The sequence below is a fragment of the Micromonospora sp. WMMD1102 genome (assembly GCF_029626265.1).
In the GTDB taxonomy this organism is placed as follows: domain Bacteria; phylum Actinomycetota; class Actinomycetes; order Mycobacteriales; family Micromonosporaceae; genus Plantactinospora.
Genome location: NZ_JARUBN010000001.1, coordinates 7220518 through 7237720, shown reverse-complemented (window position 1 = coordinate 7237720; position 17203 = coordinate 7220518). Strand labels below are relative to the sequence as shown.

16 protein-coding genes, 1 tRNA gene and 4 pseudogenes are annotated in these 17203 nt (G+C 68.1%); 5 read left to right on the top strand and 16 right to left on the bottom strand.

What is annotated here, in order from left to right; genetic code table 11:
* Window positions 1-5 precede the first annotated feature (5 nt).
* Window positions 6-1172, bottom strand: coding sequence for a low temperature requirement protein A (locus tag O7626_RS32800; RefSeq protein ID WP_278064874.1), 1167 nt, complete (start codon window positions 1170-1172; stop codon window positions 6-8).
* 366 nt (window positions 1173-1538) lie between these two features.
* Between O7626_RS32800 and O7626_RS32795 the strand changes: the two genes are divergently transcribed.
* Window positions 1539-2351 carry a SigB/SigF/SigG family RNA polymerase sigma factor gene (locus O7626_RS32795; RefSeq protein WP_278064873.1) on the top strand — a complete coding sequence of 271 codons (813 nt, stop codon included), beginning with the start codon at window positions 1539-1541 and terminating at the stop codon, window positions 2349-2351.
* Between the two features lie 443 nt (window positions 2352-2794).
* Here O7626_RS32795 and O7626_RS32790 read toward each other — a convergent pair whose 3' ends face one another.
* The 15 genes and pseudogenes from O7626_RS32790 to O7626_RS32720 all read right to left on the bottom strand — a co-directional run bounded on the left by O7626_RS32790 (window position 2795) and on the right by O7626_RS32720 (window position 12076).
* Window positions 2795-3799 (bottom strand): LLM class flavin-dependent oxidoreductase, encoded by a 1005-nt coding sequence (locus O7626_RS32790; protein ID WP_278064872.1) that lies wholly within the window; start codon window positions 3797-3799, stop codon window positions 2795-2797.
* Window positions 3796-4776 (bottom strand): alpha/beta fold hydrolase, encoded by a 981-nt coding sequence (locus O7626_RS32785; RefSeq protein WP_278064871.1) that lies wholly within the window; start codon window positions 4774-4776, stop codon window positions 3796-3798. Before O7626_RS32785 ends, O7626_RS32790 begins: the two co-directional genes overlap by 4 nt.
* Window positions 4773-5330 (bottom strand): hypothetical protein, encoded by a 558-nt coding sequence (locus O7626_RS32780; RefSeq protein ID WP_278064870.1) that lies wholly within the window; start codon window positions 5328-5330, stop codon window positions 4773-4775. The genes O7626_RS32785 and O7626_RS32780 overlap by 4 nt, the downstream gene beginning before the upstream one ends.
* Window positions 5331-5351: 21 nt before the next feature.
* A complete protein-coding gene (locus O7626_RS32775; RefSeq protein ID WP_278066423.1) occupies window positions 5352-7382 on the bottom strand; it encodes a glycogen debranching N-terminal domain-containing protein in 2031 nt (676 codons plus the stop codon).
* Window positions 7379-7756, bottom strand: a complete 378-nt coding sequence (locus tag O7626_RS32770; RefSeq protein WP_278064869.1) for an SCP2 sterol-binding domain-containing protein — start codon at window positions 7754-7756, stop codon at window positions 7379-7381. Before O7626_RS32770 ends, O7626_RS32775 begins: the two co-directional genes overlap by 4 nt.
* Before the next feature lie 330 nt (window positions 7757-8086).
* A pseudogene (locus O7626_RS32765) lies at window positions 8087-8263 on the bottom strand (transposase); the annotation flags it as partial.
* 62 nt (window positions 8264-8325) lie between these two features.
* Window positions 8326-8451 (bottom strand): annotated as a pseudogene (locus O7626_RS32760) (integrase core domain-containing protein); the annotation flags it as partial.
* A gap of 29 nt (window positions 8452-8480) precedes the next feature.
* Complete coding sequence (locus tag O7626_RS32755; protein ID WP_278066535.1) at window positions 8481-8717, bottom strand: hypothetical protein; 237 nt, start codon at window positions 8715-8717, stop codon at window positions 8481-8483.
* Window positions 8718-8880: 163 nt separating this feature from the next.
* Window positions 8881-8953, bottom strand: a tRNA-Lys gene (locus O7626_RS32750).
* Between the two features lie 50 nt (window positions 8954-9003).
* On the bottom strand, window positions 9004-9492 hold the full coding sequence (locus O7626_RS32745) for an SDR family NAD(P)-dependent oxidoreductase (RefSeq protein WP_278064868.1): 489 nt from the start codon (window positions 9490-9492) through the stop codon (window positions 9004-9006).
* A 170-nt stretch (window positions 9493-9662) separates the two neighbouring features.
* The gene (locus tag O7626_RS32740) at window positions 9663-9869 is read right to left on the bottom strand and encodes an FAD binding domain-containing protein (RefSeq protein WP_278066422.1); all 207 of its coding nucleotides are present in this window, start codon (window positions 9867-9869) and stop codon (window positions 9663-9665) included.
* A 214-nt stretch (window positions 9870-10083) separates the two neighbouring features.
* Window positions 10084-10287, bottom strand: a pseudogene (locus tag O7626_RS32735) (FAD binding domain-containing protein); the annotation flags it as partial.
* An 82-nt stretch (window positions 10288-10369) separates the two neighbouring features.
* Window positions 10370-10597 (bottom strand): annotated as a pseudogene (locus O7626_RS32730) (2Fe-2S iron-sulfur cluster-binding protein); the annotation flags it as partial.
* A gap of 9 nt (window positions 10598-10606) precedes the next feature.
* A complete protein-coding gene (locus O7626_RS32725; protein ID WP_278064867.1) occupies window positions 10607-11308 on the bottom strand; it encodes a hypothetical protein in 702 nt (233 codons plus the stop codon).
* Between the two features lie 48 nt (window positions 11309-11356).
* Window positions 11357-12076: a protein phosphatase 2C domain-containing protein gene (locus O7626_RS32720; protein ID WP_278064866.1), complete on the bottom strand. Its 720-nt coding sequence runs from the start codon at window positions 12074-12076 to the stop codon at window positions 11357-11359.
* A 63-nt stretch (window positions 12077-12139) separates the two neighbouring features.
* Between O7626_RS32720 and O7626_RS32715 the strand changes: the two genes are divergently transcribed.
* The 4 genes from O7626_RS32715 (at window position 12140) to O7626_RS32700 (ending at window position 17198) form a co-directional block, all read left to right on the top strand.
* Complete coding sequence (locus O7626_RS32715; RefSeq protein ID WP_278064865.1) at window positions 12140-13135, top strand: helix-turn-helix transcriptional regulator; 996 nt, start codon at window positions 12140-12142, stop codon at window positions 13133-13135.
* Window positions 13136-13487: 352 nt separating this feature from the next.
* Window positions 13488-15320 carry an SCO2524 family protein gene (locus tag O7626_RS32710; RefSeq protein WP_278064864.1) on the top strand — a complete coding sequence of 611 codons (1833 nt, stop codon included), beginning with the start codon at window positions 13488-13490 and terminating at the stop codon, window positions 15318-15320.
* Between the two features lies 1 nt (window position 15321).
* A complete protein-coding gene (locus tag O7626_RS32705; protein ID WP_278064863.1) occupies window positions 15322-16239 on the top strand; it encodes an SCO2523 family variant P-loop protein in 918 nt (305 codons plus the stop codon).
* The gene (locus tag O7626_RS32700) at window positions 16236-17198 is read left to right on the top strand and encodes an SCO2522 family protein (RefSeq protein ID WP_278064862.1); all 963 of its coding nucleotides are present in this window, start codon (window positions 16236-16238) and stop codon (window positions 17196-17198) included. Before O7626_RS32705 ends, O7626_RS32700 begins: the two co-directional genes overlap by 4 nt.
* Window positions 17199-17203: the final 5 nt, after the last annotated feature.

Genomic DNA, 17203 nt, shown 5'->3' with positions numbered 1-17203 from the left:
CGTGGTCAAGCTTGGATCCGTTCCCTGCCGAACCGGACGATTAGCCGGCTGCTGACGGCGGCGTAGCCGATCGTCAGCACGGCGAGCAGCGGCATCAGGACGATCGGCGGCGGCACCAGGGTGACGGCGCCGAGCAGCCCCACGGTGACGGTCGTGACCGCGATCCGCAGCGGCGGTATGGCACCCAGTGCGATCCGTTGCAGTGCCAGGCCACCGATCATCCAACTGGCCAGCGAGACCGCCAGCATCAGGCGCAGCATCCGGGGCAGGTCCTCGCGGCCGGCACCGACCTCCCGGACGGCCTGCCCCAGGCACCACCCGAGCAGCAGCAACGCGGAGCCGATCAGCCCGTGCACGGTCGCGTAGCCGATGCCGGCGCTCAACCGGGACCTGGTCAGGCCCAGCGTCACGAAGGTGGTGTAGACCCACCAGATCGAGGCCGGGATGAGGAACCCGGTGGTCGCCACCACGACGGCGGCCGGCGAGGGCCGGCTCGGCATCGCGTCGATCAGGTCGGTCAGGCTGACCCCGAGCAGGATGATGGTGAACTGCCCGATCCGTTCCGGCAGGTGCGACGGGTGCACCGGGTGCCGGATCAGCCAGCGGCGGCCGAGCCACGGTGTCAGTACTTCGACGACCAGCCCGAACAGCCAGAGCATCGGCCGGTTCTGCGCGGGTACGGCGAGCGAGGCGACCCAGAACAGCAGGCCCGCGCCGAACCCACTGAGGTAGACCGTGGTCAGCCGCCGGGTGGTGGCGTTGGTGCCGCGGACCCGGAGGTAGAGCACCAGCAGGGTGCCGCGGACCACGAGGTAGCCGACCGGCAGCAGCAGGGTGTCCGGAGCGTCCCTGACGCCGACCGCCATGGCGCCGGCCCCGACCATTCCGACGAGTACGACCAGCCGGTGACCGAGGTCGTCGGGGTCGAACCGGGTGTCGTAGATCGCCTGGCCGACCCAGGCCCAGTAGACGATCGCGTAGAGCGCGGCGGTCCGGAGGATATCGTCGGCGTCCGGCACCTCGTCGGTGAGCCGGTTCTGCACGGCGGCCAGTGCCAGCACGAAGACCAGGTCGAAGAAGAGTTCGAGCCAGGAGGCGTGCCGCTCCTCCTCACCGGGCAACGACTCCGGGTCCAGTCCCCAGCGCTGGATGATCCGACGCGGGCGGATCACGCCGTACCCCGGCCGCCGGCCCGGTCCGTCCGGTAGATCACATCCCGCCACCTTGAACCCACAGGCGGTAATCATCTCGCCGTCGTCGGGACCTGAACGTGTGATCGGCGAATCTCGTTCAGTCGGTGATCGACGAAAACGCGAGCCGATCATGCGCCATTGTGCCCTACTTTGGTCAGGTAAGAAACTTTTATACATCAGCCGTTCGGCTAGCCTCAGCCGATACCAACGGGCTAAGGTGACACCTGAACAGCCATACGCCACCACCCGAACCACCACATGAACCCGACACCACACGAACCCGCACCACCACATGAACCCGCACCGGACAACCACGTCCCCGCCCACGACGCAGGGAGACCCACCATGACCACCACCACAGCCACGAAGACCACCACCAAGACCGCCGCCAAACCCAACCTCAACGACACCGCCACCGACCTGCTGCACGCCATGGCAGCCCTCCCCACCCACCACCCCTCCCGCGCCACCCTCCGCGACAAAGCCATCGAAGCCTGGCTCCCCCTGGCCAACCACCTCGCCCACCGCTACAGCGGACGCGGCGAACCCACCGACGACCTCACCCAAACCGCCGCCGTCGGCCTCATCAAAGCCATCGACAAATACGACCCCACCCGCGGCGTCGACTTCGCCGGCTACGCCATCCCCACCATCATCGGCGAACTCAAACGACACTTCCGCGACCGCACCTGGGACATCCGCGTCCCCCGCCGCCTCCAGGAACTCCGCCTCGCCATCAGCGAAGCCAACAGCAACCTCCTACAAACCCTCGGCCGCTCCCCCACCATCACCGACATCGCCACCCACCTCAACCTCACCGAAGAAGAAGTCCTCGAAGGCCTCGAAGGCGCCCGCGCCTACAACGCCGTCTCCCTGTCCACCCCCACCGGCGACGGCGAACGCACCACCGAACTCGGCGACCTCCTCGGCACCGAAGACAACCAATACGAACTCGCCGAACTCCGCGTCGCCCTCGGCCCCGCCCTCGCCACCCTCGACGAACGCGAACAGAAAATCCTCACCCTCCGCTTCTACGGCAACCTCACCCAATCCCAGATCGCCGAACAAATCGGCGTCTCCCAAATGCACATCAGCCGCCTCCTCACCCGCGCCCTCACCAAACTCCGCGGCCAACTCGCCGACACGTACGTCGGCTGATCCCTGGCCGACGACCACACCCGGGCCCGGACCTTCGCCCGCGCCTGCGCGATGCGCCGTACCCGCAGGTCGTCGACCTCGACCAGGGCCCGCCAGCAGGTGGCTGGTGAGGCGACCCGCCCGAACACGTGTGCCTGATGCCGCACCACGTCGATGTCGGCGATCGCCTCACGCCGTCAGCGATCATCACCGCAAGATCAGCCAGGACACGGCCCCTTACGTGGCAGGCACTTCGCTGTACCTACCGGACAGTCCGAACCATCAAGTGGAGCGAAGAGCGCCTCGGCCAGGGCTCGTACAACGATCCGGCACGACCCATTCAGCGGCGGATGCCGTGCTGTTGGCAGGTATCGGCGAAAGTCCCAGCTGCGGTACGGGCAGCCGCGATCGGAGTGGCCTGCACCAGCGCGGCGCCCGATTCATCGAAGATGACGATCTTGGCGTCACCCGGTATGCAGGGCCGAGCCGACCTTCGCTATGTCTTCCGGCAGGGTGCCGACCGCGAGCGGCACCAGCGCCACCTCGTCGGATCCGGCCCGGCCGAACTCGTTGATGCGTTCGAGACAGGTGTCGAGGTCACCGCAAACGACTAGCCGATCGACCCAGCTGTCGGGCATGTCCGCAGCGAGGTCGGCGGCGTCTCCGTCGGCCAGGAGCCGCCGCAGTTGCCCGGTAATGCCGATCGCGTCGGTCATCACCGTGCCCCCGGTCTCCGCGAGGTAGGCGGCGAGGACTGGGCGGGCAATGGCCCGAGCCCGGTCGACGGATTCGTCGAGGGCGAAGAACGCGAACGTCGATATCGGCCTGACCGCGTCCCCAGCCGTGCTGGCGATGATCCCGCGCTGGATCCGGACGAACTCTGGTGTGCTGAGGACCGACAGCAGCAGGCCGTCCGCGACCTCCCCGGTGATCGCCGTCATCCTGGGGCCGGTGGCGCCGACGAGGATCGGCGGCGCCTGTCGGGGAACGAAGGTGAGGCGCACCCGCTCGAACGTGTGGCCGTCGTACTCGCCCGAGAGCTCCTCCCCGGCGAGTAGTGCGCGCACCGCGCGCGCGCTTTCCCGGACGTGGGACACCGGCCGGGGATGCCGGATCCCCTGCTGGTCGAGCCATCCAAGCCCGCCCGGTCCGAGACCGAGCCGAAACCGTCCCGGGTAGGCGGAGGCCAGGGTGGCAGCCTCCATCGCGGTCAGCGCCGGATGGCGGGCATAGGTCGAAATAAGACCAGTCCCCACAGAGAGGTGGCGGGTGGCGCCGAGGACCACCGCCGCCCCCGAGATGCCTCCCGTCTTGAAGTAGTCCTCGGTCGACCACACACTGCCGAACCCGTTGTCCTCGATCGCCCTCGCGACGGCGATCAGCTCGGCGGGGTGGAAACTGCTGCCAAGGACGAAGCCGACGGCCGGCATTTCCGGGCGCGGTGGGCGGTGGGCGTTGGATCCATTCATCGGGCTGCCATCTCCAGGATCTCGTCTGTCGTCGTGGGAATGGTCCCGATTTGCGCAGGTTCGTCGATGAGGTGGGCGAACTGGGACCCACGGCGACCACCTCGCCGCGATCTCGCACCGACGCTCGACGTCACCGCACGCAGTCGTATGAGGCTCTGCCAGACGGTCGGCTCCGGTCCGGATCGAAGTCGATGCGCAGCGCGAGGCCGATGCCGGCAGGCCCAGCTCCTCTGGACCGTAGGAGAACTCGACGACCGACTTGAGTCGCGATCGCGTCGACGCCGGCCCTGATGAAGGTCGCAACGGACCGACGCCGCAGGCGTGGGCAGCCGCCTCGACGCCGAGCAGGCCACCGCCCCGCCCTCGTTCCTGCCCACACCGGAGAACGTCACGGTGCCCCCTACCATCGGCTTGCCACCCGGTTCGGCCGTTTCGAGATGTCGGATGAGAAGTCGGATGGTAGCCACGAGCGGCACCGGTGAACCCGGCGTCGGCGCCTGGACGGAGAGTAGGTCGAACAGCTCGCCGACGGTACCGGTGCCGAGCATGACGTCAGGTTCCGGCCCGGCCGCGGGATCCGACTCGTACCGGATCGAGCTGCACATCATCGTGACCGACATCGCCCTGGCCGGTAGTTCGCCCGCGAGGCACAACGCGATCGTTCCACCGAGCGAGCCGCCGACGAGGTGGTAGCGGCCGAGATTGAGCGACGTCACGACGTCGAGACAGTCCCACACCCAACCGTCAAGGTTGTAGCCCACGCTGTCGCTCGATTCTCCGTGCCCGGCGAGGTCCACCGCGACGCACCGCCGATCACCGAGCAACCCGCGCATGAGGTCGAGCCAACATTCCTTCCTCAGGTTGACCGGATGCACCAGCAGGACCGGCGCCTTGCCGTTCCCGCCATCGGGACCGAGCTCCAGCACGGTAACGTCGTTCTTTCTGCGGGTTCGCACCGATCGGTACCGGAGCATCATGGGCCGACCTTGTACTCGGTTCGGATCCCCACGCTGTACGGGGTATTACCCAGGCCGCGGACCCCCGCCGCGTCGTGTTCCGTCTTGGCCGGCGGCGCCTCGTCGTCCGGGGGGCGGGTGGAACAGTGGAAGTGCCACATCTTCCATTCGGGCTGCCCCGCGCCGTCGTCTCTTTTATAGATCTCCGTGGACCGGTAGCGGAGGGTCAGATCGCGCTGCTGGTCGTCGGGAAGAAAGTTCCCGTCGGGGTCCTTGACCTTCCAAGCGGGGAACGTCCCTTCGGAGAGCACGTAGCCCAGGTCACCGAGGGCCTCGACCCTGAGAACGTAGTCCGCGCAGAGACCCCAACGCCCAGTGCGGGCGTAGTACGACCACAGGTCGGCGAGGTCGTCGACGCCGAAGTACGGGTGGCCGTTGAGGTTGAACATCAAGAAGTTTTCTTCTCCGCGGGGAAATACCGTTCTCATCAGCGGAATGTTGATATTGAAGTTGGAATAATACCAGTCGTGGTGGAGTTGGAGCAGCCGTTGCTCGTCAGATGTCCTATCCGTCATCGTGCCCCCTCTACGACGGCCTCAGCGGTGGGCGACTACATCTGTTCGCCCCCACCGGCCAGGGATATCGTGGACCTCGATCCGATCAATCCCGTCGGGCAGAACGGGGTCGGACACCAGGTGGTCACCGACCGGCTCCAGGCCCAGCATGGTGCGCAACAACAACATCGGGGCGCCCGCCGACCAGGCCTGAGGGCTACATGCGGTGGGGTACTGAACGGGGTACGCCGTCAACGCCCGATCATAGCCCGCGAACGCCTCCGGCAGCCGTCCGTTAAAGAATTTCGCCGCGTCGATGATACCCTTGGAGATGCGACCTGCCTCCTTCCTGAAGCCGAATCGCCAGAGTCCCCACGCGATGAATGAATTATCGAACGGCCAGACCGTGCCCACGTGGTAGCCTACCGGATTATATCGTCCCTCACCCTCGGCGAGCGTCCGCACGCCCCAGCCGGAGAACAGCTTCGGACCTAACAGATGATCAACCACCTTCTGGGCTCTGGCTTCGTCGACAATGCCGCTCCACAGTAGATGACCCATGTTCGAGGAGAGTGCGTCGACCGGCCTGCCGTCAGTATCGAGGGCTAGCGCGTAATATTCGCCGTCATCAACCCAAAAGTCGCGATTGAAGCGCTTTTTGAGCTCGTCTGCTTCACGCTCAAGACGGTCAGCATACGCCGGGTCGTTCCAAAACTGGCGGGCCAGCCTTGCTCCGCGAACCTTGGCGTCATAGGCATAGCCCTGAAGTTCGCAGGTCGCCCGCGGGCAGGCTGGCAGCCTGCCATCGTGATACGAGATGGAGTTCAACGAGTCCTTCCAGCACTGGTTCTCCAGGCCGTTCTTCGTGTTCCGTCGCTGGTACCAGATGTAGCCGTTGCCCATCAGGTCCCCGTACCCGTCGATCCAGTCCAGGGCTCTGTATGCCTCGACCTTGAGATCCCGTACCGTGTTGGCGTCGCCGCTCCAACGCTCGTACTCGTCGAGAAGAATCACATAAAGGGGCGTGGTGTCGGCCGCGCCGTAGTACGCGCTCTGCGGCTGTTCCTCGAACGCTGCCGACTCCCCGTACCGCACCTCGTGCATAATCTTCCCCGGCTCCTGCTCGCGGAAGTCCTCCAGCCTCGCACCCTGAATGAGCCCGAGAGCAGAAAGCGTGATCCTCGCGAGCTCCGGCTTGAATGGCAGCATCTGCAGGCTGGTCAGAATGCTGTCGCGCCCAAACATGGTCATGAACCATGGCAGTCCGGCCGCGGGGACGCTCTTGCCTCGTGATATCAACGGCACGTAGCGCAACGCGGAGAGATCGACCAAGCCCTGGTGGTACGCCTCCGTCAGGGCGTCCCAGGTGGACACCAATTTCGGCGCGTCAGCCAGCCAGCGGCCCAGCTCCTCGCGCATCTCCACCCTTTTGCGCCTAGTTTGGGCCTGGATGCTCTGGTGTGATGGCCGCCTGGGTCCCGGCCTCACGACGGTTGCCACCTCCAGTTGAGTGATCCACCGGCCGTGTGGCTCGATCCGGACGTTGAAGCTGATTCCGCTTGCGCAAATTTCTGCCGGCTCAGAGGAGGAGATGATCGTCTCACGGTGAAACAAGTCCCGCCGGTAGCTGAAACGCAGCCTGTCCTCGTCCACGAATGTTGCGATCTCTCCCGCCCTCTTGATTTCCGCGTTCTTGACGTCGAATATGTCAGCAAAGTCGCTGTCGGCCTCCAGTCTAATCTCGACATCGACTGCTCTCAACTCATGGTTGAGGACTATCAATCGTTCCTCCATGTGGACGCCAATCTGGCGCTGACGAATGACCGACTGCTTGGCGTCCACGTAATGGGTAGGTGCACCCGGAGTGAGGAAGTAGCGGGTCTCAAAATACTGGAGATCATCGACGGAAATGGGAGAAAGTCGTTCGCCGTTCAAGGTCAGGACCCACCTTGACAGGAAGCGCGTGTCGAAGGCGAATAGTCCGGTCGGAGTGGTCCGGGACGCCTCGATGTCGCCCGCGCAGTCACTAACCACAAAGGTGTTACCGTCCAGGATGCTGACACGATCCTTCAAGGACACGGTTCCTCCTTGCGCCTTACTGCGGTTGGATGGAGCGCACCCGCTGGCCCGGAGAACAGCCGGGCAAAATTGACCAACAATGAAGGCTCACCTTCGATGGTGAGCTCACCGCGCAATTCAGCCGCGAAATAGTTGTCGTCGCCCGATATAATGCGGTCGAACAATCCTTTCCCGGCATGAACGACACAGTCCGCCGGGAGGTTCTCACGCGAGATGCGTACTTCGGGCGGGTCGATGGTAGCAAGCCAATGTTCAGTACGCAGATCGTGTTCAAGGTCGAAGCGAATCCTCCCGCTGGCCAAAACCGATATGTTCTCCGCCGGGCTCCGGCTGACCTTTTCGAAGAACTCCTCTGTCGGATCAGCCATCCGCTTCCCTTCCGGTGCGTTCCGGATCGTCGGCCAGGTCGGGTCGCAGGCCGCACAGTGAGAAAGTGGCTCAGGTAAGGGTGATCCGGCCTCACCCGAGTAGGATGAACCGGGTACTAGCGGGGGCAGGTTGGTTACCGTCGGTTCGTTGCCCAACCTCGATTCGTCAGAGGGGTGTTGCTCCCTGGCCGACCGTTTCGGCTGGACCGTTTTGTCCGTCGGTGGTGGTCGTGGGACCGCCACGTGTCGCTGTGGACGCGCGAGGTCTCCGACCCTCGGGTGGAGAAGTTGACGGGCCTGTCTCACATTCGGTGGTGACGGAGGGTACTGCTATCCGAGGAGGATGCGGTGGCGGAGCAGGGTGAAGCCCGCTCGTCCGTGCATTTGACGCGCGATCCGTTTGGTCTTGGTGTTGACGCCTTCGGTGGGGCCGTTGCTGTACGGAAGCATGAGCGCGGCGTTGACGGCGTCGTGGTCCCGTTCGAGGCCTCGGGTGAGGGCGTGCAGAGTGGGCTTGACCCGTTTCGACGGACGGGGTCGATGTGGTGATCTTATCTAGGCGGCCTGGTTCACCGGTTGAATGGCGTGGCGGGTGGCTGCCGGTGCAGCAGCTCGGTCTTGACCGTGGCAAAGAAGGATTCGGCTACCGCGTTGTCCCAGCATTGCCCGCGCCGGCTGTTGGACAGGCGGATGCCGTGCGCGGCGGCGAGGCGGGCGTGCCGGGTCAGGCCCAGCTGTGCTGGAGGCCGCCAATCTGTGTGTTGGGAGCCCGTGTCCATTTGATGATGTGCGACGAGTACAAGCCTTCCCGGCGCAGGACCGTACCCTTCTCCCCGTTCGCGGCGTTCTCGTACGCGGCGACCACCGCGAGCTTGTACTCCGGGCTGAAAACCCGCCGCGACGGCTTCGGTGCAGGATCCCCACCGCCGGACGCCGGCTGCTTGCCAGACGAGGTGGACACGTACACAAGGATCTCCGATCCCCGCCCTCGGCAGGTCACCACCCCACTCACACGGGGTGTCTCAAACCATCCTGACCGAGAGGGCTCCGCCGCCGAGCCGCCGCGAAGCCCGATCCAATCGATTAGATCGATTTCTATATAGGCAGTTCGGGGCGTGGATTTGTGGGCCGCCGGGGACTCGAACCCCGAACCTATGGATTAAAAGTCCACAGCTCTGCCAATTGAGCTAGCGGCCCGCCGCGCAACAAGGCTACCCGAGGCTCCGCCGAGCGGGCGCGTGGCTTTCTCAACACTCTGGGCGCTGCAGCCCCGCGATCACTTCGAGTTCGCCCGCCTCCAGGCCGTCCAGGGGCCGTGGTGACGACCTCGTGGGCGGGAGCTTGGGGATGTCGTAGGCTGCCATCATGTCGGTGTCGGCTATGGCCAGGGCCAAGGCGATGACCTGGGTTTTCTGGCTGGCCAACTCGAGTCTGACGCCGTTGGTCAGGGACCATTCCGCCGCCTTCGAGGCGGCGTAGCCGTTGCTGGCGGGGGCGAAGGCCCGGGTGACGTTGAGGGTGCCCCAGACGTTCGTCTCGAACTCGCGGCGGACGTTCTCCGTGGAGGGCCCGAGCAAGGTGGCGTCTGTGGAAATCCCGGCGTTGTTGACGAGGATGTCGAGTTCGCCCACCTCGGTGGCCGCGGCTTCGATGGACACCGGATCGGTGATGTCCAGCTGCAGGGGCACGACGCCGGGAATGTCCATCTGGTCGGGGCGGCGGGCGGTGGCGTACATGGTGGCGCCGCGAGCGAGGAGAGCCTCGGCGAACGAACGCCTTGCCGAGACCGCGGTTGGCGCCGGTGACGAGGGCATTCTTTCCGTTGATCCGCATGCCGCCACGCTATGACCTGACGTTGACGTCAGGTACAAGTACTGCGAGGTGGATCACGTCCGTCCCTCGCGTCTTACGCTGGGCGTGCCGGCCTCAACCGGTCGGCAGCCGGTCCACCAGCTCGTCGAGCTGGATCGGCAGGGTACGGAAGCGCAGCCCGGTGGCGTGGTAGACCGCGTTGGTGACCGCGCCGGTGGAACTCGGCCAGCGGGATGTCCCGGGCGCCGGCCGGTTCCAGCACCTCCACCACGGCGTCGAGGGCGACCAGCGCCACCGCCATGTCGGAGGGGTGGGTGGCGACGCACCGCGGCGACCAGCCGAGGATGGCCAGCTCCCGGTTCTGCCCCTCCAGCGCCGCACAGCCGGCCCTGGGGTTCGCGCTTGTTGCAGGGCCGGCTGACGTCCTGGAAGTAGAAGCAGCGGGTACGTTGCAGCAGGTTGCCGCCGACGGTGGCCATGTTGCGCAGTTGTCCGCTCGCCCCGGCGAGCAGGGCCCGGGACAGCACCGGGAAGTCCCGCCGGACCGTCGGGTGCGCGGCCAGGTCGCTGTTCCGGACCGTGGCGCCGATCCGCAGCCCGCCGTCCGGGGTCGGCTCGACCGAGTCCAGCGGCAGCAGGGTGACGTCGACCAGCAGCCGTGGCCGGGCCACGCCGAGCTTCATCAGGTCGACCAGGTTGGTGCCCCCACCGAGGTACACCGCGTCCGGCTCGGCGGCGACCAGCGCCACCGCCGGCCCGGGTCGGTGCTCCGCTCGTACCGGAAGCTCCTCATCGGACGCCCAGGCAGCTCTTCACCCGCCGGCCGTCGAGCAGCACCGTGCAGGAGCCGCACTGCCCGTGGTCGCAGCCCTTCTTGGCACCGGTCAGGCCGAGGTGTTCGCGGAGCACGTCGAGCAGGGTGGTCCGGTTGTCGAGGTCGATCTCGTGTGGTCGGCCGTTGACGGTGAGCCGCACCGTCGACCGGTGCGGCGGTTCGGCGAGCCGGGTACGCGAAGCAGTTTGCACCATATGTCGAGATTACCGAGCGGGGTCGCCGACGCGGGAGCAATCAGCCCTTCCGGTCGCCGTCGCCGACCCGGCCCGGGGCCGGGTCGGGGGCGCAGCCGCCAGACCCGTACCTCCGCGAGGTGCGTGCGGCACGCGATCGCCCCGGTCACCACCTGGCAGGACAGGATGGCGTGCGGCAGCGGATCCAGCGGCCGGACGGCGGTGTCCCCGGGGTCGACCAGGCCCAGCCAGGTCCGCGCGGCGGTGCCGGTCGGCCGGAGCGGCAACCACCCGGAGGATCTCCGGCACCGACCAGCGCGGCTGCCCGGTGCCGGAGTCCAGCAGCATGGTCCGCTCGGCGCCGTCGACAAGCATCAGCAGGTCGCCCGCCAGGTAGAGGTTGGCCTCGGGCTGCTCGACCGGGTACGTCCCGCTCCACAGCAGCCGCCCCCGGGTCAGCTCGTACGCGCTGACCCGGCGGAGGTCCTCGGTGACCGGTTCGGCGACGAAGAACCGGTCAGCGGTCAGCAGGTGGGTGGCGCCGCCCAGCCGCCCCTGGTAGATCTCGGTGAACTCCGGCGGTGCCGGTGCCGCCGCGCCGCCGGCACCTAGCACCAGTACGCCGGCCAGCGCGAGCCCGGCCGTCCGGAGCCGCCGACGCCGCCACCGCCGGGACGGTACGGCCGCGGCCGGCGGGTCGTAGCGTTCCTCGCCGAGCTCGATCACCGTCACCGCGCCACCCTCCCGCCCGCGGGCGGTCACCGCCCCGCGCCGGGGCAATTATTCGGCGGCGACGTCCGCCACCACCAGCGTCACGTTGTCCGGGGCACCCGCCTGGTGGGCGAGCTTGACCAACTGTCGCGCACACTCCTCCCGGTCCGGGAAACCGGCCAGCGTGCCGGCGAGGGCGTCGTCGTCGACCACGTCGGAGAGGCCGTCGCTGCACAGCAGCAGCCGGTCGCCGGGCTGGGCGATCAGCGCGACCGTGGCGGGTTCGAGCGGGCCGCCCTGGACGACCCGGGTGACGAGCGACCGCTGCGGATGCCGGCGGGCCTCCTCCGGGGTCAGCCCGCCCTGGTCGACCAGCTCCTGCACGAAGGTGTCGTCCCGGGTGAGCTGCGCCAGCCGGCCGGTCCGCAGCAGGTACCCCCGGGAGTCGCCGACGTGCGCGACCGCGAGCCGGCGGCCGGCCAGCAGCATCGCGGTGACCGTACTGCCCATCCCCTCGGTGGCCTGGTCGGCGTCGGTCACCGCCCGGATCCGGGCGGTGGCCGTGTCGATCGCCGCCAGCAGGGCGGCCACGGGTTCGACGTCGGCAGCGGACCGCTCGACCGGGGCCAGGGAGCTGATCACGATCTCGCTGGCCACCTCGCCGGCCGGTGCGCCGCCCATGCCGTCGGCGACGGCGACCAGCCGGCTGCCGGCGAACGCCACGTCCTCGTTGTTCGGCCGGACCAGGCCAGGGTCACTGACCGCCAGGCTGCGCAGGACAAAGGTCATACCGTGCAGCTTGCCCCGAGATCCACGGCGAAGTCACTACGCAGTACTGCGTAATGTTGACGCATGATGCCGGTCTCCATGGTCGGGCGTGCCGGCGAACTGGCCGAGTTCGCCGCCGCCTGGGCCACGGTCGCCGGCGGGCGCTCCCGGACCGGCTGCGTGCTGCTCACCGGCGCCGCCGGGGTGGGCAAGAGCCTGCTGATCAGCACGGCCCTGGACGGTCTAACACCCCGGCCGTCGACAGTGCTGAGCGGTACGGCCCGGGTGCACACCCCGGCACCGTACGACTGGCTCGCCGCCGCGCTCACCGGTCGGGACACCGCCGACCTGCCGCTGCCGCCCGACGCGCTGGCCTGGCTGGCCCAGCACCCGAACGCGCCCCGGGAGCGGTACGCCCCGGACGCCCTGCTGCGACTGGCGGTACGCACCGTGCGGGCACTCGTCGGCGCCGGTCCGGCCGTACTGGTGGTGGAGGACCTGCACGCGCTCGACCCGGCCAGCCTGAACCTGGTCGGCGAGTTGGCCGCCGCACCGGACCTGCCGGCCCTGCTGGTGGTCGGCAGCCGGCCGCCGGAGGAGGCGGTGTCGCCCCGGCTGGTCGCCGCCACCCTGGCCCGGCTCTCCGGCGCGCCGGGCGTGGTCCGGCAGCACCTCGGTCCACTCGACCGGCCGGACGTGGCCGCCGTGCTCGCCCAGGTCTATCCCGGCCTGCCGGTGTCGCCGGCGGTCGTCGAGTCGGTGTGCCGGCGTACCGGCGGCAACCCCTTCCAGCTGATGGAGCTGCTGGTGGCCGAGCGCGGCCAGCGACCCGAGGAACTCGTCGCCGAGCCGGTGCACCCCTTCCCGCCCGGACAGTTGACCGGCCGGGAGGTCGAGGTGCTCTCCTGCCTGGCCGCCGGCATGTCCAACAAGCAGGTGGCCCGCTCGCTCGGCATCTCGGTACGCACGGTCACCGTGCACGTCTCCAACCTGCTCCGCAAGACCGGCTCGGCGTCGCGCACCGAGGCGGCGCTCTGGGCGGTACGCCAGCAGCTCACCGACCCGGCCCGGCAGGGCTGACCGGCTCCCGCGACGCCGCTCCTGGTGGGCGGCCCGCGACGGCCGTTCCTGGTGGGCGGCCGGGCGAGGTGTTCCGCCCGCCTTGACGCGTACGCCATCATTGATGGATAGGCCCGAGATGCGAAGGGGGTGACCGCGGTGAAACGTGGCACCACTGTGGAAAGGCCGATCATTACGGCGTTGACCAGCATCTTCCTTTGATTCACCACCGGTGGTGGAGCCGGGGCTGCCGCAGCCGGTCGATCACGTCTCTATCATCGGGACGCGCGGGACAGTCGTCGGGCTGCCCGACGCACGACATGAGTGCCGCTCGACCTGGCCGGTGTTTTTCGCGGATGGTGGTGCACGATAGATGAGGATCCAGCCCCGTCAGGAGCTCCTGGAGATCTGGGCGGCCACCGTCCGGACGAGCTGGCAGGACGGAAAGTGGCAGTGGGGCGGTCGGGACGGGCCGAACTCGATCAGTGACGCCGAACAGCTGCTCTGCATCCTGCTGCCGGCGACCCAGGCGGACTTCGGGCTGGACCGTCCGGACGAGACCGCCGACGAAATGATCAGGGCGTTGCGCCCGCTCGGCACCGCGACCCAGATTCCCCGGGTACTCATCCAGGTGCTCACCGACTATTACCAACGCTACACCGACAAATCAGGGACGCCGGTCTTCTCCGGCCGGACCTATTTCCAGACCGACGGCGGCGAGCCGTCCGAGCAGCAACTCGATCTCGACATCGTGGACTCGTTCGCCATGTCGATCACCCTTTCCCTGGCCGCCATCGGTTTCGCCCGGGTCTTCCGGACAGCGGTCCGCCGGGAGGAGATCATTCGGGAGATCGACGACCTGGAGACGATGGCGAGCACCCGGCTGACCGCCGCCATGGTGGGTCTGCTGCGCAGTTTCGCGGTGAACGTCTTCGACGTCGACTCCGAAGAGGGGCAGGCGCTGGTCCGCACCCTCAACCAGAGCAACCTGCCGCAGCGTCAGGTCGTCGCGCAGCTGCGCCGCCGGCTGCGGCAGACGATCGCGAGCTTCCGCGAGGTCATGATCGGTTCCGGCCAGGTGGCCGACCTGGACAGTCCGAACCGGCTCTTCGAGTGCGGCTGGTCCTGGGGCACCGTCCGGGAGGCGCCGGACGTCGAGACGACCGAGCCGATCGGCGAGCAGCGTGCCGGGGTGGCGCCCGAGGAGCCGTACCTCTACTTCACCGTGATCGCGATCGACGCGATCGAGGAGCTCTTCACCGAGCGGACCCGGATCCTGGGTCTGCTCAACGAGGAGCAGCAGCGGCTCTCCCGGGCGCTGCAACTGCGGTGGGACCTGACGCGGGGCTACTGGGCCACCGTCGCCACCTTCGGCGACGGGCACCGGTGGCCGCTGGAGGACATCCCGTGGCGGACCACCGACCGGGACGCCAACGACTACTACACCCTGTTGGTGACCTCGCTGGCGGTCAAGGGTCTGGTGGTCGAGCGGGGCGCCGACGCCGACCTCAGCCGGGTCGGGGCGGTGCTGGAGGAACTGGCCAACCGGGCCCGGGTGACCCGGCGGCCGTTCGACGAGGATCCGGCGCTCACGCTGCACTCGCCGGGCGTACGGATGACGTTGCAGAACAGCGACAAGCTGGGCGGTCCCACGCTGCGCTGGGCGGTTACCGAGTTCTCGGCGCTGCTGTTGCAGCGCACCGCGTACATCGCCGGTCTGCTCAGCGACGCGGACCAGCGGGCCAGGATGCTGGACCTGGCCGACCTGGTCTGGGACCACCTGGTGCTGCGGCGCCTGGAACGGGGCAACAGCCGGAGCCTGTGGGACCAGCCGGCCCGGGTGTTCCGGCAGTTCGACGAATACCACGACGCCCCCTCGTGGTATTACACCGAGCGGGTGGTGCAGGGCCTCGTCACCACGGTACGCGTGCTGCGCCGTCCACCGCTGCGTAGCGATCGGCTCACCAAGCACGCGCTGGACCTGCTCAACGAGGCCGAGCACCTCTACGACATGGAACTGCTGGCCGGCGCGGCGGCGGCGGGCCCGAAGATGCAGCAGACACTCCAGATGGTCCGGGTCAACCTGCGGCGGGCCCGGGAGATCGTGCACGAGCGCCCCGGCACCGCGGCAGCGCTGGCGAGCGCGGTACTGCGGCAGTTGGACGAGCTGGCGGCGGCCCGGCGCGACGTCGCGGAGGCGGGCTGAGATGTTGGTCTTCGCGGTCTCCGACAAGGGCGGCACCGGACGGTCGGTCACCAGCAGCAACATGCTCTACCGGAGCGCGTTGCAGGGCAGCGACGTCTGCTATCTGGACTTCGACTTCGGGTCGCCGACGGCCGGCGCGATATTCAACATCAACTCCGCGGTGCACGGGACCACCCGGGGCGGCCTGCACGACTACCTCGACGGCGCCCTGGCCGAGCCGCAACGCATCGAGGTCTGGACCGAATCCGACCGACCCAGCCTGCGCAACCGGCCGCCCGGCGCCGGCCGGCTGGTGCTGCTGCCCGGTGACAGCGGCGGCGGCGAGTTCCCGGCGACCCGGGAGCGGATCGAACGCTGCGCCCGGCTCTTCCTGCGGCTCGAGGAGGAGTTCGACCTCAGCCTCGTCGACCTGAGCGCCGGCCGGTCGTACGCCACCCAGATGGTGCTGGCCGCCACCGCCATGCCGGAACTGAAGTCGGTACGCTCCCGCTGGCTGGTCTTCCACCGCTGGACCCGGCAGCACGTCCTCGCCGCCTCCAGCCTGGTCTACGGCACCCGGGGCATCCTGGAGGCCGGCACTCTGGCCGGGCACGACCACGAGGACCTGGTCAACCGGCTCCGGTTCGTGCGCACCGCCGTGGTCGACCCGGACTCGCCGGAGCTGGAGGGGCTGCGACCGCCGCAGGTGGCCTGGCTCCGCGAGTGCAACCAGGACCTGCTCGAACTCGCCAGCAACAACCGGGTCGGCCGGACGATGCTGATCGGCTCGGTACCGCTCGACCCGGTGCTCCAGTGGCGCGAGCAACTGATCTCCGACAACGACGTGTACGCGCGCAAGATCGCAAACCTGGAGACCGTGGAGGCCTTCTCAGCACTGGCAAAACTCATCGTGGACGACGCGGCCTGGGAGATGCTGTGAGACGACCGGATGTGACATTCGAGGAGACGGCGGCCAGACGCAGCGTCGAGTCCGTTCCGCTCTCGCACCTCTCCATCGAGCTGGGACACCTCTACATCGAGGAGTTCGCCGGTGGGGTCGACCAGCTCCGCCGGCACTTCGCCCGGGTCGTGCCGTGGGCGGCGGCGGCCCGGCAGGCCGTCGCCGACCGGACGCCGAACGGCCGGCCCCGGGTCAGCACCTGCTTCATGATCGACGACTACTTCCAGCGGTTCAGCACGCCTCGGGTGGTGATGGAGCAGGTCCGCGAGGCCGCGCGGGACGCCGGGCTGGTGATCGACTACTTCGCCCGGGAGGCCGGCTGCGCCCATGCCGACGACATCCCGCTCGCCGAACTGGTGCTCACCCAGCTCGTCTCCGACCCGGTCCCGGAGACCACCGGGGACCGCCCGCCCACCTCGGAGACCGGCTGGCTCTGCAACGGCAGGCGGTCGCCGACCTCCGGCCCCGGCCAGGCGATGAGCGCCGGCCGGGCCTGGCAGCCGCCGGTGCAGAACGCCGCGAACCGGCACTCCATCTTCATGGACGTCGAGCTGTGGGACTACGAGGAGGACGGCCGGCGGCGCTGGTCCTGCCCGTTCCTGGCGGCCGTCTGGCAGCTCATGCGGCTCGGCCTGCTCCGGCACGAGGGCGAGGGGGTGACCAACCCCTACCAGCTCGACGACTGGCCGGACGACTGGGACGAGATGCCGGCGGTGGTCAAACTCAACCCGCACGCCGCCCCGTTCAGCGCGTACCGCGCCTTCTCGGTGCTCGGATCGCGCTTCCTGCCGATCGAGCACGCCGTCCGGACGATCCTGAGCCAGGTCTCGATCAGCCCGGCCGTACTTGACCAGATCCAGACCCGCAGCCGCAACGAGCACATCGACCTGCCCAAGGACCTGGTCGAACGCATCGAGTACGTCTTCACCAGCGACTGAGCGCA

Excerpts from the sequence above, each read along its gene's own strand:
- O7626_RS32795 (WP_278064873.1), top strand. The coding sequence starts at position 1,539 with ATGACCACCACCACAGCCACGAAGACCACCACCAAGACCGCCGCCAAA.
- O7626_RS32790 (WP_278064872.1), bottom strand. The coding sequence starts at position 3,799 with ATGAATGGATCCAACGCCCACCGCCCACCGCGCCCGGAAATGCCGGCC.
- O7626_RS32785 (WP_278064871.1), bottom strand. The coding sequence starts at position 4,776 with ATGATGCTCCGGTACCGATCGGTGCGAACCCGCAGAAAGAACGACGTT.
- O7626_RS32780 (WP_278064870.1), bottom strand. The coding sequence starts at position 5,330 with ATGACGGATAGGACATCTGACGAGCAACGGCTGCTCCAACTCCACCAC.
- O7626_RS32770 (WP_278064869.1), bottom strand. The coding sequence starts at position 7,756 with ATGGCTGATCCGACAGAGGAGTTCTTCGAAAAGGTCAGCCGGAGCCCG.
- O7626_RS32745 (WP_278064868.1), bottom strand. The coding sequence starts at position 9,492 with ATGTACGCCACCGCCCGCCGCCCCGACCAGATGGACATTCCCGGCGTC.
- O7626_RS32740 (WP_278066422.1), bottom strand. The coding sequence starts at position 9,869 with ATGGCGGTGGCGCTGGTCGCCCTCGACGCCGTGGTGGAGGTGCTGGAA.
- O7626_RS32720 (WP_278064866.1), bottom strand. The coding sequence starts at position 12,076 with ATGACCTTTGTCCTGCGCAGCCTGGCGGTCAGTGACCCTGGCCTGGTC.
- O7626_RS32715 (WP_278064865.1), top strand. The coding sequence starts at position 12,140 with ATGATGCCGGTCTCCATGGTCGGGCGTGCCGGCGAACTGGCCGAGTTC.
- O7626_RS32710 (WP_278064864.1), top strand. The coding sequence starts at position 13,488 with ATGAGGATCCAGCCCCGTCAGGAGCTCCTGGAGATCTGGGCGGCCACC.
- O7626_RS32705 (WP_278064863.1), top strand. The coding sequence starts at position 15,322 with ATGTTGGTCTTCGCGGTCTCCGACAAGGGCGGCACCGGACGGTCGGTC.